The following is a 14,290-nucleotide window of genomic DNA, read 5'->3' as shown; positions in this document are numbered from 1 at the left end:
ATATAGCGTCGCAAAGGCGCAGTTTAAACTGCACGCCGCCGTTTGCGCAGACGTACAGGGATCTTAATCAAGAGAGTTTTATCGGGTGCGGTATATATGTACCGCACATCGAATCAATGACCGGTGTTTGCTATGGATCTTTCCCAGGCAAACGGCCGTCTCCATGATTGACCAAAACACAACCTCACCCGCGCCTCTGCCCGACGCATTGTTGCTCCCCCGGCAAAATGCCCACTATCAACCGCTGCTCCAGGCCATTGCGCCGTGGCTGAGCCAGGCTTCGGCACACAAACGCGAAGCCTTGAAACGGGCCAACCCTCAGCTGCCCGCCAGCCTCAAACAAGCGTCACACAACGACCACCAAAAGTTGCGCGCGCTGAATGCCGCGCACTGGACCGCACACAACCGCGTCGAACGAAGCCTTGCCCGGTTGCAGGACGCCAAAGCGTTCGCCGAACCGCTGCTGCGCGCCGAACTGGAAAAGCGCTTTGGCTTGAGCCTGGATGTCAGGCAGACCTTCCTGCGCCTGTATCTGCCCGACCATGTGCCGTGGCTGCGCATCAAATCCGGCGCCGCACGCACCTGGACTGTCTCGTTGCTGGACGCCGCGCTGCACAATTTTGAAAGCAGCGAGACCGCCACTGACGCCTTTGAGTCAGCCTCGGACTATGTCAGCCAGCCCTCCCCCGAAGGCCAGTTCAGCGTGCTGCCGAACATCCTCAAGGCGATGCCGATCCCTGACTTCACCCGCCTGTGCCGCGAACTGGATATCGGCCACCGCTATAACGCTTATCTGCAAGACAATCTGGGCATCAGCAATCCGCTGGTCGCAGCCGTGCTGCAACCACAGGTTTGCACGAGTGACAAAGCCGCACTGGTCGCCGCCCTGCAAATGGCCTACATGCAAAAGCTGCTGGGAGCCGATGTCCATCGCCTGATTCTCGGGCTGCTCGATGGTTTGCAGCATTTGCGCCTCAATCGTCAGGCGTGGCATTGCCATGCGCTGACGATGATGAAAGTCAGCCTGACCGGCATCGTGCTGTTCGCCCCAAATCTTGAAGCGGCACACGCAGCAGCGCGAGTCGTGGTTTACATTCCCGATGACCCACAACACCCGGTCAAGGAATACCCCAGCAGCGGTGCCTTTGCCGAGGAGCTGGCGCAACGCTTGCGCGATCCGGACTATCAGGTGTTCTTCAGCCGTTTCATCGACCACGCAGAACGCGGGGCTTTTTTCAGTCAGTTGCAGTCGCTGCTCAGCCCCGTCACCTGGCAACCCGTACCGGTCGGCGATCCACGCCCGACCTGGCGCGAGGATCCGGTCGCGCGACCTTTTCTGCAGATCGTCGCGACCCCGCTCCAGGGGGAGCTGTGGGCGTATCTCTACCAACGCAGGCTCGACAAGATGCTCAACGATGCCCGCGTCATCGCCGTCTCGACGGCCGTGGTCGATCGCAAGGCGCGCTGGGCACTCTGGGATTCCTTCACGGACATCGCACAGTCGTTGCTCAACCTCGTCGTGTTCGTCGCCCTGCCATTCGTGCCATTTCTTGGCGAGTTGATGCTTGCCTACACGGCCTACCAACTGCTCGACGAAACGTTCGAAAGCATCGTCGACTGGTCCGAAGGACAACCCCGCGAAGCATTCGCGCATTTGATCGGCGTCGTGGAGTCCATGGTGCAGGTCAGTACTTTCGCCGCTGGCGGCGTTATCGCCGTCAGCGAGTTTCGCGCGCTATTGCCTTCCGATGTCGTGCAATTCATCGACCGCTTTATTCCAGTGAAGGCAGCCGATGGCAAGACCCGCTACTGGAAACCCGACCTGCGCCCTCACGAGTGGCCCGGCACGCCACCCAAAGACGTCCGAACCGATGCACTGGGCCTGCAAATCCACCAAGGCAAGAGCCTGCTGGCTCTCGAAGACAAGTTGTATGCCGTCAGCCTTGATCCCGAAACCGGGGCCTATCGCATCGACCATCCGACGCGTCCCGAGGCTTACAAACCCGCACTCAGGCACAACACTGCAGGTGCCTGGCAAACCGAAATTGACCAGCCACTGGGTTGGGATCGCGCCACCGTACTGAGCCGCAGCAGTGCGCAGATGCAGCGCCTTCCCGCCGCTCTGCGGGAGCGCCTGCTGAATATCAGTGGCTGCGAGGAGAACACCCTGCGTCAGATGCACGTCGAGCGCGATCAGTTGCCACCCTTACTGAGCGATACGCTATTGCGCTGGCAGATCGATCAGGACATTCAATTGTTCATCGAGCAGATCGGCAGCACGCATGCCGAGGATTACCTCAACGCCGACCCGGCCACCCAACTGCAACTGCTTTTCGACACCGGCGACTGGCCTGCAGAGCGGGGCCTGCAACTGATCGATCGCCAGGGCAGAACACTGTGGCGCAGCCCTGTCGTCGATGTGCCCTTCGTACAAATCGAGGGCTCACGACTGGACGATGGCGACCTGCTCAAGACCTGTCTGCAACGCCTGACAGAATCGCAACGAAGGCGGCTATTGAGCGAAGCATCGCATACGCCCGCCCCCTCGGCCGAAGCCCGCGCAAACCGCCTGCGGCGCTCCGTCGCCGAGCTGGCACAGCGTAAAAGCCAAAGCCTGTTCGAGGATCGATATCGCCAATTGCAGCGCGGCGCCAGCCCGCGGGTACAGGTATTGATGGATGCCGAACCCGGCCTGCCAAAGGCGTTGGCGCAATCGATACTGGAAACGGCAAGTGATGCCGAATACCTGCAATTACAGCGTGGAACACTCTCCGAAAGACTGGCCGCGCTGACCCAGGAGACGGGTCTGCAAGTGCGCGCAACTCGAGCCCTCGAAGGACTTGAGCTGCAAGCGACGATCAATAATCTGGATACCGATCGGCTGGCCCTCCATTCGCTGCCACGGTTGCCGGGCTGGTCACCGTCGATACGGCTGGAGCTCAGGCACTACACCCATAGCGGGCACCTGATCGACAGCCTCGGCGCGCAGGACGCTCTCATTCGCAAAGTGCTGGTACTGACCGAACAGGGCGACTATCAGCCGTTCGACGCTACCGGTGAGTCGCTCAGCGCGCCGGGGTCACTGTATGCGAGCCTGTTGCATGCCCTGCCCGACGCACAACGTTCGGCGCTGAACATCCACATCACACAAGATCTGCAGCTCAAGCAGCTGATTCGTGACCACGCGCTCGACCGTCAAGCATTGCTGAACCTGTTCTCGCAAAACCCGATTCGCAAACCCGCTTACGACCCGACGATCATGCGCCTGCGTGGCGGTACCAGCGGCTATCGGCGCATGCCCGTCAACACGCCGACGCTGCACGCCCATGCCCACTGGCTGCTGCCGCACTTGCTGCCCGAAGAACTCAACGCGTTTGTCGAGCGCCTGCAACGCCATCCGGGCGGCCCGCGAGCGGAACTGAGCCGATTGATCGCTGAACGCAACCGCCTCGACGCGGTGCTGAATCCGTGGGCTGAGGGTATTCCGCTCGTTCATCCGGAGACCGGCGCCCGCCTCACCACCGAGCAATATGCGATCCAGCGTCATCGCCGACGGCAGATGCGCGTCGACATTCTGGACTGCTGGAAGCAGCAGGTTTCCTTGTCGGAGAACACCGAGCAGACCATCGATCTGCGCCTGTCACAGCCAATCATGGGAGAGCTGCCAGCGCTGGAGGTGAACTTCAGTCACGTGGACTATCTGACCATCGAGGGTGTCGGCAGCACCCAGGGTATACACGGCTTTCTGAACTGTTTCTCCGGCTTGCGTCGCCTGGCGCTGCGCAATTTCCAGCTGGGCAACCTGCCGGAGTCGATCAGTCGATCGCCACAACTGCGCGAGCTGATTCTCAGCGACTGCAGCATCACCCTGACAGCCGAGAGCCACACAACACTGGCGGCGCTGACTCAGCTGAGAACTCTGGATCTGTTCAGGAACCCGCTCGGACTCACCCCCAATGTCGAAAAAATGCCCCGACTCAATTACATCGATGTGTCGGAGACCGGCATTTCCGAACTGCCACCCGGCCTGCTCACGCGCCCGCTATTGCGCACAGCGCTGCTTAACGACAACCAGATCCGGTCGTTGCCTCCCGCCCTTTTCGAGCTGCCCGACAACGTTCCGGAAGGCTTCGATCTGAGTGGCAATCCGATTGCCAGCGCAGACCGGGAGCGCATCAAACGTCACTTCAACGACGCCCGCCAGGACTTCGGCGTAATGGCCGAACAAGCTGATCTGCTGCGCGTACAGGCGCTGTACACGCACATGGACCTGGAACAGGCCAGTGAGTTTTTTTATCTGCTACCCGGCACCCTGGCCGAGGGTCGAATCGAACTTGCACGGCTTGAGCGCGAATACAGCGACTTGAGTAGCAACCTCGCCACCTGGGCGACAGACCACCCTGCCCTGCACCCGATCAGTGGCGAGCCCTTCACGATTGAGCAAGTGTTGAATGAGCACGCCGCACGCCACGAATTCAAATCGCTCATTGAGCAGTGTTGGCGCCGGGAAGCCGAGCAGGACGATCTGGATCAGAACCTCCAGCCACTGCATGACTTGAACCTGGCGACGATCATCCGCGGCGACTTGCCCGTACTCAATGCCGATTTCAGCCATGTCACGCATCTGTACATCAGAAGCCTGCCGGGCCAGACGTTTGGAATCGACAGGTTTGTCGAGACGTTTGCCAGCCTCAGAGGACTGACGATTTATCAATATCGACTTGAACACATTCCGCCAGCGGTGTTTCGTATGGCTGAGCTGACCTATTTATCCCTTTCACACTGCGAGTTGACGCTCACGCCGCAAAACGCCCTTGAGCTTGCGCAAATGGAGCGCCTCGATCACCTGGACCTGAGTGACAACCCGTTGGGCGAGACCCCGGATGTCAGCCAGATGACCAATCTGTCAACGCTGATGCTGGACAACAGCGGCATCACCAGCCTGCCGCCGGGCTTGCTGCAACTCGAACATCTGGAAATCGCCGACCTGAGCGACAACGCGATCACCCAGGTTCCCAGCGATATTCTGGAGTTGCCAGAAGAACGTGCGGAAAAATTCAGTCTGCGCGGCAATCCGCTCTCTGACCTCAGCCTGCAACGGCTGATCGCCTACTTCAGAAAACACCGCATCGATTTTGGCGTGGAAGCTGTCATCGAGCAGGCGGAAATGGAGGTGTCCATGTCCGAAGATTCCGAGATCGATGAGTGACGTTCAGCGGAATCTCCCGGGGCGCGTCAACCGCGCTCCGGCGGCACCGACGACAGTTCGAACGGACTGCTGCTGCGCCGCTGGTTGCGATCCTCGCGCGGCGTGGCGCCGAAGAAGTTGCGGTAGGCGCTGGAGAAATGCGGCCCCGAGGAGAAACCGCAGGACAGGCCGATCTGGATGATCGACTTGCTGGTTTGCATCAACATCTGCCGGGCCTTGTTCAGGCGCAGTTCCAGGTAGTACTGGCTCGGCACGCGGTTGAGGTATTGCTTGAAGATCCGCTCCAACTGCCGACGGGACACGCACACATGCTGGGCGATTTCGTCGGTGGTCAGCGGCTCTTCGATGTTGGCTTCCATCAGCAACACCGCTTGGGTGAGCTTCGGATGGCTGGAACCGAGGCGGTTCTGCAGCGGAATGCGCTGGCGTTCGCCGCCCTCGCGGATGCGCTCGACCACCAGCTCTTCGGACACCGCACCGGCCAGTTCTGCCCCATGATCACGGGCCAGCACCGCCAGCAGCAGGTCGAGCACCGACATCCCGCCACACGCGGTCAGGCGATCGCGATCCCAGTCGAACAGATGGCTGGTGGCGATGACTTTCGGGAAGCGCTCGGCGAAATCGTCCTGCCAGCGCCAGTGCACGGCCGCGCGATAACCGTCGAGCAGACCGAGCTGCGCCAACGGATATACGCCTGCCGACAGGCCACCGATCACGCAACCGGCACGCACCAGTTGCTTGAGCGCGCTGCTGAGTGCCGGGGCCAGCGTGGTCGGTGGCTCGTCGGCGAGCAGGAACAGTTTCTGGAAGTTTTCCAGCTTGCCGGTCCACGCCTCGCCCGGCAGTTGCCACGCACCGTCGGCCGCAACGTCTGTCACGGTTTCGGCCTGGAGAAACGACAGTTCGTAAACCACCTCCGGATGCACCCGCTGAGCAACACGCAAGGCCTCCTCCGCCAGCGCCAGCGTCAAAGCTTTAGTGCTGGGCCAAATCAGGAAACCAATTCGATGGGCAGTCATGGGCGGGCAATCCGAAACGAAGAACGGTGATGAAGGCATGGGCCAATGCTAGCCCGTAAATGAACGCAAATCTCGAAACCTGCGAAGCTCCCACTGTAGGAGCTGCCGAGTGAAACGAGGCTGCGATCTTTTGATCTTCAAAAACAAGGGCAAAAGATCGCAGCCTTCGGCAGCTCCTACAGGGGATTGGAGCCAGCCTTCAGGCTGCGAAGCATGCACTATTCCGGTGCATATCGGCAGCGCTGATTACTTGAGGCTACCCGAGAGGAATTGCTGCAAGCGCTCGGATTGCGGATTGACCAGCACTTCGCGCGGGTTGCCGCTCTCTTCAACCACACCTTTGTGCAGGAACACCAACTGGTTCGACACTTCACGGGCGAAGCCCATTTCGTGTGTGACCACGACCATGGTGCGGCCTTCCTGAGCAAGGGCCTGCATGACTTTGAGCACGTCGCCGACCAGCTCCGGATCGAGGGCCGAAGTCGGTTCGTCGAACAGCATCACTTCCGGCTCCATCGCCAACGCACGGGCAATCGCCACACGCTGCTGCTCGCCACCGGACATATGCCCAGGGAACGCGTCTTTACGATGGGCCACGCCAACCTTGTTCAGGTAGTGCTCGGCTTTCTCGCGGGCTTCGGCCTTGGGCACGCCCAGTACGTGGACCGGCGCTTCCATGATGTTTTCCAGCGCGGTCATGTGCGACCACAGGTTGAAATGCTGGAACACCATCGACAGGCGCGAACGCATGCGCTGCAGCTGTTTCGGATCAGCGGCTTTCAGCGCGCCGTCCTTGTTGGCCACCAGTTTCAGCTCTTCGTTGTTGAGCAGGATCTTGCCCGCGTGCGGCTGCTCGAGCAGGTTGATGCAGCGCAGGAAAGTACTTTTGCCGGAGCCACTGGAGCCGATGATGCTGATCACATCGCCGGCTGCCGCTTTCAGGGACACGCCCTTGAGCACTTCGTGACTGCCATAGCGTTTATGCAGGTCTTGGACTTCAAGTTTGTACATGCGGTCGGTTCTCACAAAAACAGTCAGTCAGTCGTTGAGCAAGCGCCCGTGACGCAGCGCTTCGCGCCCCGCCACCTTGGCCAGCCAGAAACCGGGTTGGGCATAGCGCAGCCGTTCAATGGCAAACAGCACCCCGGACGTACCAGCACACACCGTGCTGACCCGATCGGACACAGGGTCGATCACTTCGAAAATCTCATCCCCGGCTTCAACCCACTCGCCGGGTTTACGCAGAAAACTCACCACACCGGGGTGCGGTGCCAACAGTAATTCAGTGCCTTCGAACGGCATGCCTTCGCACGGCTCGGTGGCCGGCTTCGGCCACTCGCCAGTGATCAGGCCTTGCTCGGCGAGGAACGCCAGAATGCCTTCGGCCCAGGCCTCCGCATCTGCGCGATCGGTATTGGCCTGACCGCCCAGCTCGACGGTGGTCGCCAGACACGCCAGCGGAATCTGCGCGTCCGGGAACTGCCGCGACAGACGCAACCACGGCAACGAGCACGCTTCATCGAAGGAGCTGCCGCCAGAATCTTCCGCCAGCAGACCGACCTTCACGTTCAGATGCGCAGCCAGCGAACGCCACTGCGGCCAGTGCTGCGGCAGCGCATACATGTGCAGCGCCGCTTCAGCGTCGCAGTGCAGATCGAGCACCACATCAGCGGTGCAGGCGTGGCTGAGCAAAACGCGCTGCATGCCTTGCAACTGGCTGCTCGCCTCGGGCAATGCCGCCAGATGATCAGCCATGGCCTGACGGATCAGGCGAATATTGGCGTGCGGATCGTCACCGAGGCGGTCAGCCAATGCCGCCGCAACCGGTGCGCTCAGCTCGACGAAATCGCGGTTGAAATTCTTGCCGCTGCCCGCCTCGAAACGCCCCTGATGATTGCCTTGCAGCAATTGGCCGAGGCCCAGTGGGTTGGCGACCGGCACCAGCTCGATCACGCCGTTGAGCAGGCCTTGGGTTTCGAGTTCACCGAGGCGCTTTTTCAGCTCCCAGGCGGTGCGCATACCCGGCAGTTCGTCAGCGTGCAGGCTCGCTTGAATGTAGGCCTTGCGCTCGCCCTGACCGAAGCGGAAGACTGAAATCCTGCGCTCGCTGCCCAGGTGGCTCCACGGCAATACGTGGTCGATGCGTTCCATATCAGTGCTTCCGCGGGGCCAGGTAGCTCAGCCAGCGGCGCTCGGCCAGCTTGAACAGCTTCACCAGAATGAAGGTCAGGCACAGGTAGAACACGCCGGCGGTGATGTACGCCTCGAACGGCAGGTAGTACTGCGCGTTGACGGTACGAGCCGCGCCGGTGATGTCGATCAGGGTCACGATGGACGCCAGACTGGTGGTCTGCAACATCATGATCACTTCGTTGCTGTACTGCGGCAGCGCCCGGCGCAGGGCCGATGGCAACAGGATGCGCTTGTACAGTTTGAAGCGCGACATGCCCATGGCCTTGGCGGCTTCAATCTCGCCGTTCGGCGTGGCCTTGAGGCTGCCGGCGATGATTTCGGCGGTGTAGGCGCTGGTGTTGATCGCGAAGGCCAGGCACGCGCAGAACGTCGCGCTGGACAGCCACGGCCACAAGAAGCTTTCACGTACCGCTTCGAACTGCGCCAGACCGTAGTAGATCAAAAACAGCTGCACCAGCATCGGCGTGCCGCGGATCACGTAGGTGTAGAGCCACGCGGCGCCGTTGATGATCGGGTTCTTGGAAACGCGCATCAGGCCCAGCGGCAGTGCCGCCAACAGACCGAACAACAGCGACAGCGCGAGCAGTTTGAGGGTGGTCAGCAGGCCGCCGAGGTACAGCGGCATGGCCTCCCAAATGACGTTGTAGTCGAAGATCATAGATCAGCCGCCCTTACGCCTACCGAGTAGCGCTTCTCAAGGTGACGCAGCGCCAGCAACGAGACACTGGTGATCACCAGGTACATCGCCGCCACTGCGAGGAAGAAGGTGAAAGGCTCGCGGGTGGCATCTGCCGCCTGCTTGGCCTTGAACATCATGTCTTGCAGACCGACCACCGAAATCAGCGCGGTGGCCTTGGTCAGAACCAGCCAGTTGTTGGTGAAGCCAGGAATCGCCAGGCGAATCATCTGCGGCACCATCACCCGGAAAAACACCTGAAAGCTGCTCATGCCGTACGCCATGCCCGCTTCGGCCTGGCCCTTGGGGATCGCCATGAACGCACCACGGAACGTCTCGGACAGGTACGCACCGAAGATGAAACCGAGGGTGCCGATGCCAGCGGCCAGCGGGTTCAGGTCGATGTAGTCGTCATAACCGAGCATCGGCGCGACGCGGTTGAGCAGGTCCTGACCGCCGTAGAAGATCAGCAGGATCAGCACCAGATCGGGAATCCCGCGGATCACCGTGGAATACAGATCGCCCAGCCACGCCAGCCAGCGAATCGGCGACAGGCGCAATGCGACCCCGATCAGCCCGAGAACGATGGCCAGGGCCATGGACGACAAGGCGAGCTGAAGCGTCAGCCATGCGCCATCGAGGATGACAGCCCCGTAGCCTTTCAACATGATTCAGGTCCTCGAAAGTTGGGATGAAAAAATGGCGCAAACCGCAGAGATCCTGTTGCTTGCGCCATTTCTGACTTGTCGCAGAGACGTATTACTTGCCGTAGATATCGAAGGCGAAGTACTTGTCCTGGATAGCTTTGTATTTGCCGTTTTCACGGATAGCCGTGATGGCTGCGTTGATCTTGTCTTTCAGCGCGTCGCCCTTGCGCACAGCAATGCCTACGCCGTCGCCGAAGTATTTGACGTCGGTGAACTGCGGGCCAACGAAGGCGAAGCCTTTGCCGGAATCAGTATTCAGGAAGCCGTCCTGCAGCAGGGTGGCGTCAGCCACGGTACCGTCGAGGCGACCGGCGGCCACGTCGAGGTAGATTTCGTTCTGCGAACCGTATGGCTTGATCTCGGCACCCAGCGGGGCCAGGACTTCGCGAGCGAAACGCTCGTGGATCGAACCACGCTGCACGCCGATGTTCTTGCCCTTGAGCTCAGACAGGTTGTCGCTGACGGCGGTGCCCTGCTTCATGACCAGACGGGCCGGGGTGTTGTAGTACTTGTTGGTGAAGTCCACGGACTTCTTGCGGTCTTCTGTGATCGACATCGACGACAGGATCGCGTCGATCTTGCGCACTTTGAGTGCCGGGATCAGACCGTCGAACTCTTGCTCGACCCACACGCACTTGACCTGCATCTGCTCGCACAGGGCGTTACCGATGTCGTAGTCGAAACCGACGATGCTGCCATCCGGCGCCTTGGAAGCGAACGGAGGGTAAGCCGCTTCGATACCGATCTTCAGAGGTTTTTCATCAGCGAAGGAATTCAGCGACAGCACGGACAGTGCCAGGGCGCCAAGCAGCACAAGTTTCTTCATCTTGGGACTCCATCGGTAAAGGGCAAAAACGGCAGAGTGAGCGACAGCCCAATATGCGAATGGGTGAATCGGAAAAGCGGCGCAGCATCGGTGGGAAATTTCCCATTGAAACCCTCGGGGTTTTCAACGTCAGCCACGATGAGCGAGTGATCGGCATTCTAACGACAGGCCCGAAGCCGATATTTCTTCAATGCGACAACTAATTACAGATGCACAGAGAAACCCGCTTGAGCACATTGACAGCCTTGCAAATTCATGCAAGAGCGAAAGACGGTGAACCGATCTATGCTGCAAATTGCGGGCCTATTATTCGCAAACCCTTCTAATCCGGCAAGCGCAGCGTGGTGTCTTATTTTTCACCGGGGGTTTTAAGGCTCTAAAACGGGGCATTGCGTTTCCCTTCGCCCCGCGGCGGGGCGGGCGGTTACACATTTGGTTACTCGGAGAGGCATGGGTAACAGCGGGAAATGGCTTACGCAGGAAATCGATAATTATTGGTTGGGTGGTTTGTGTTTCTGACAGGGGATTACTGCGGCGTCTGACAGATGGCTATCGCGAGCAGGCTCACTCCTACAGTTGATTGGGTTTCTTCAGGTAAAACACGGTCAAACTGTAGGAGTGAGCCTGCTCGCGATGAAGCCGGCACGCCCACCACAAAGACACCAGACACAAAAAAGCCCCGCCCGGCATCACCGGACAGGGCTTCTAAGAAGCTAACGCTTACGCCACATTCATCGTCTTGTGCGTATCAATCAAATGCTGCACCACACCCGGATCCGCCAGGGTCGAGATATCCCCCAACCCATCGTACTCAGCCGTAGCAATCTTGCGCAGAATCCGCCGCATGATCTTGCCCGAACGGGTCTTCGGCAGCCCCGGCGCCCACTGGATCACGTCCGGCGAAGCAATCGGGCCGATCTCTTTACGCACCCAGTTCTTCAGTTCCAGACGCAGTTGCTCGCTCGGCTCCTCGCCATTCTTCAGGGTGACGTAGACATAAATGCCCTGCCCCTTGATGTCGTGCGGCACACCGACCACCGCCGCTTCGGCGACTTTCGGGTGGGCGACCATCGCGCTTTCGATCTCGGCGGTGCCCATGCGGTGGCCGGAGACGTTGAGCACGTCGTCGACACGCCCGGTGATCCAGTAGTAACCATCGGCGTCACGCCGCGCACCGTCACCGGTGAAGTACATGCCACGGAAGGTCTTGAAGTAGGTGTCGACGAAGCGATCATGGTCGCCATACAGCGTGCGCGCCTGACCCGGCCACGAATCGAGAATCACCAGATTGCCCTCGGCCTCGCCCTCGATGATGTTGCCGAGGTTGTCGACCAGCGCCGGTACCACACCGAAGAACGGACGTGCCGCCGACCCCGGCTTCAGTGCATGCGCCCCCGGCAGCGGGCTCATCATGTTGCCGCCGGTTTCGGTCTGCCACCAGGTATCGACGATCGGGCAACGGGACTTGCCGACATTCTTGTAATACCAGTCCCAGGCTTCCGGGTTGATCGGCTCGCCGACCGAACCGAGCAGACGCAGGCTGCTGCCATCCGCGCCTTCAACGGCAGCGGTGCCCGACGCCATCATCGCGCGGATAGCGGTCGGCGCGGTGTAGAGGATGTTGACCTTGTGCTTGTCGACGATCTTCGCCACCCGGGTGATGTCCGGGTAGTTCGGCACGCCTTCGAACAGCAGCGTGGTCGCGCCATTGGCCAGCGGGCCGTAGACGATGTAACTGTGACCGGTGACCCAGCCGACGTCGGCGGTGCACCAGTAGATTTCGCCCGGACGGTAGTCGAACACGCGCTCGTGGGTCATCGCCGCGTACAGCAAATAACCGCCGGTGGTGTGCTGCACGCCCTTCGGTTTGCCGGTCGAGCCAGAGGTATAAAGGATGAACAGCGCTTCTTCAGCGCCCATCTCTTTCGGCGCGCAGACGGTGCCCGCCACTTTCATCAGGTCTTCGTACCAGATGTCGCGATGCTGGTTCCACTTGATGTCACCACCGGTGCGCTTGCACACGATGACCTTCTGGATGCTGCTGGTTTCCGGGTTGGTCAGCGCGTCGTCGACGTTGGCTTTCAGCGAGATCTTCTTGCCGGCACGGATGCCTTCGTCAGCGGTGATCACCACTTTCGATTTGCAGTCGATGATCCGCCCCGCCAGCGCTTCCGGCGAGAAGCCGCCGAACACCACCGAGTGAATCGCGCCGATCCGGGTACAGGCCAGCATGGCGACCACGGCTTCGGGGATCATCGGCATATAGATCGTCACCACGTCGCCGCGGTGCACGTCCTGACCACGCAGGGCGTTGGCCAGTTTGCAGACTTGTTCGTGCAGTTCGCGGTAAGTGATGTTGCGGCTTTCGGAAGGATCGTCACCTTCCCAGATGATCGCGATCTGATCGCCGCGCTCGGCCAGATGACGGTCGAGGCAGTTGTAGGAAACGTTCAGGGTGCCGTCGGCGAACCATTTGATGTCGACATGGTGATCGTCGAAAGAAGTCTGCTTCACCGTGGTGAAAGGCTTGATCCAGTCGAGGCGCTTGGCTTGCTCGCGCCAGAAACCGTCAGGGTTGACGACCGACTGCTGGTACATGGCTTTGTAGGTCGCCTCGTCAGTCAGCGTATTGGCCAGAACCTCGGGACGAACGGGATACAGAGAAGCCGCACTCATCTTTCTTACCTCGGTGGAATAGTTGTTTTTGTATGACCCCGTTGTAGCCGGGCCAGCCCCATAGAACCATTCGACGATGGTTGTAGGAACTGCCGCAGGCTGCGATCTTTTGATCTCGCTTTGCAAAATCAAAGGCGAAAGATCGCAGCCTTCGGCAGCTCCTACAAGGGTTGGGCGAGGTTTTGCGGCGATTGTTACCAAAACCGCCAAAAGTGTTTATCAAAACCCCACCTGTTTACCCCCACCCCTCCCCCCTAAAATCCACCTCGCCGACAAGGCAAACGCGATTAACAACGTTACAGCCCCCACGAAGGCCGTTAATCCAGCTCTCAAGTAATAACTGCAAACGATGAAGTTCCACACGCAACCCTAAAAAGGTTGCGTGACCCCACTCGACCTCAAAAAGGTAAATCTGAAATGAAAGCTTTATTGGTTCTGGCCCTCAGTAGTCTGTGCGCAACCGCCATGGCAGACGAGGTCCCGACTGATGTCGCACAGCAACAACCGGCTATCGAGGAATACACTTACTCCACTCACCTGGACATCGCGAAAGTGGTGTCGATGAGCGAAGTGCCGAATGTCTGCGAAGTGGTACCGGCAAAAATGGAGTACGACGACTCCAAGGGGCAGCGCCACATCCTGCGTTACAGCGTCATGGGCAACGGCTGCACCAATTGATGATTGAGACTGCACCGAATCGGATCACTCAGCGCCTCATTTGAGGGTCGATTCCAGCCCGGCTTCGGTCGGGCTCAGTTGTGTCTGGAGTCGCTCAAAAGGGTTGCAAAACACAAGATATAGTGAAAAACGCGGTTTTTTGCTCATTTCTTGAACAACCGAAGCCTCGCAAAAAAATTAATGAAAAAAAATTCTCGCAGGCCAATCCCAGCGAAAGCCCTGTAAACCCTCGCTCCGATCGAAATCACCCGGCCAATCGAACGGCCTGCGGTGTTTCGCCCTCCCCCACGCCCGTGTTTTTTTCCC

General features: G+C 59.7%; 9 protein-coding genes. 2 read left to right on the top strand and 7 right to left on the bottom strand.

All coding sequences use genetic code 11. The features are described 5' to 3' along the window. Positions 1-163 precede the first annotated feature (163 nt). The gene (locus BW33_RS14235; RefSeq protein WP_047599670.1) at positions 164-5,209 is read left to right on the top strand and encodes a dermonecrotic toxin domain-containing protein; all 5,046 of its coding nucleotides are present in this window, start codon (positions 164-166) and stop codon (positions 5,207-5,209) included. Between the two features lie 26 nt (positions 5,210-5,235). Here the strand turns inward: BW33_RS14235 and argR are convergent, their stop codons facing one another. From argR to acs, 7 genes are all read right to left on the bottom strand, one after another. Next, positions 5,236-6,228, bottom strand: a complete 993-nt coding sequence (gene argR, locus BW33_RS14230; protein WP_047599669.1) for a transcriptional regulator ArgR — start codon at positions 6,226-6,228, stop codon at positions 5,236-5,238. Positions 6,229-6,474: 246 nt separating this feature from the next. After that, positions 6,475-7,239 carry an ABC transporter ATP-binding protein gene (locus tag BW33_RS14225; RefSeq protein ID WP_047599668.1) on the bottom strand — a complete coding sequence of 255 codons (765 nt, stop codon included), beginning with the start codon at positions 7,237-7,239 and terminating at the stop codon, positions 6,475-6,477. 27 nt (positions 7,240-7,266) lie between these two features. Further along, complete coding sequence (locus BW33_RS14220; protein WP_047599667.1) at positions 7,267-8,379, bottom strand: M14 family metallopeptidase; 1,113 nt, start codon at positions 8,377-8,379, stop codon at positions 7,267-7,269. Between the two features lies 1 nt (position 8,380). Further along, complete coding sequence (locus BW33_RS14215) at positions 8,381-9,079, bottom strand: ABC transporter permease (RefSeq protein WP_047599666.1); 699 nt, start codon at positions 9,077-9,079, stop codon at positions 8,381-8,383. Further along, positions 9,076-9,765: an ABC transporter permease gene (locus tag BW33_RS14210; protein ID WP_003227287.1), complete on the bottom strand. Its 690-nt coding sequence runs from the start codon at positions 9,763-9,765 to the stop codon at positions 9,076-9,078. Before BW33_RS14210 ends, BW33_RS14215 begins: the two co-directional genes overlap by 4 nt. Positions 9,766-9,856: 91 nt before the next feature. Continuing rightward, positions 9,857-10,630 (bottom strand): ABC transporter substrate-binding protein, encoded by a 774-nt coding sequence (locus BW33_RS14205; protein WP_047599665.1) that lies wholly within the window; start codon positions 10,628-10,630, stop codon positions 9,857-9,859. Positions 10,631-11,350: 720 nt separating this feature from the next. Beyond that, positions 11,351-13,306 carry an acetate--CoA ligase gene (acs, locus tag BW33_RS14200; protein WP_047599664.1) on the bottom strand — a complete coding sequence of 652 codons (1,956 nt, stop codon included), beginning with the start codon at positions 13,304-13,306 and terminating at the stop codon, positions 11,351-11,353. 417 nt (positions 13,307-13,723) lie between these two features. On the opposite strand from acs, the gene BW33_RS14195 reads away from it, so the two are divergent. Then, on the top strand, positions 13,724-13,984 hold the full coding sequence (locus BW33_RS14195; protein WP_047599663.1) for a DUF2790 domain-containing protein: 261 nt from the start codon (positions 13,724-13,726) through the stop codon (positions 13,982-13,984). Positions 13,985-14,290: the final 306 nt, after the last annotated feature.

It is taken from the genome of Pseudomonas sp. RIT288 (genome assembly GCF_000631985.1).
Lineage (GTDB): Bacteria > Pseudomonadota > Gammaproteobacteria > Pseudomonadales > Pseudomonadaceae > Aquipseudomonas.
This window is presented reverse-complemented; position numbering and strand designations above follow the sequence as displayed.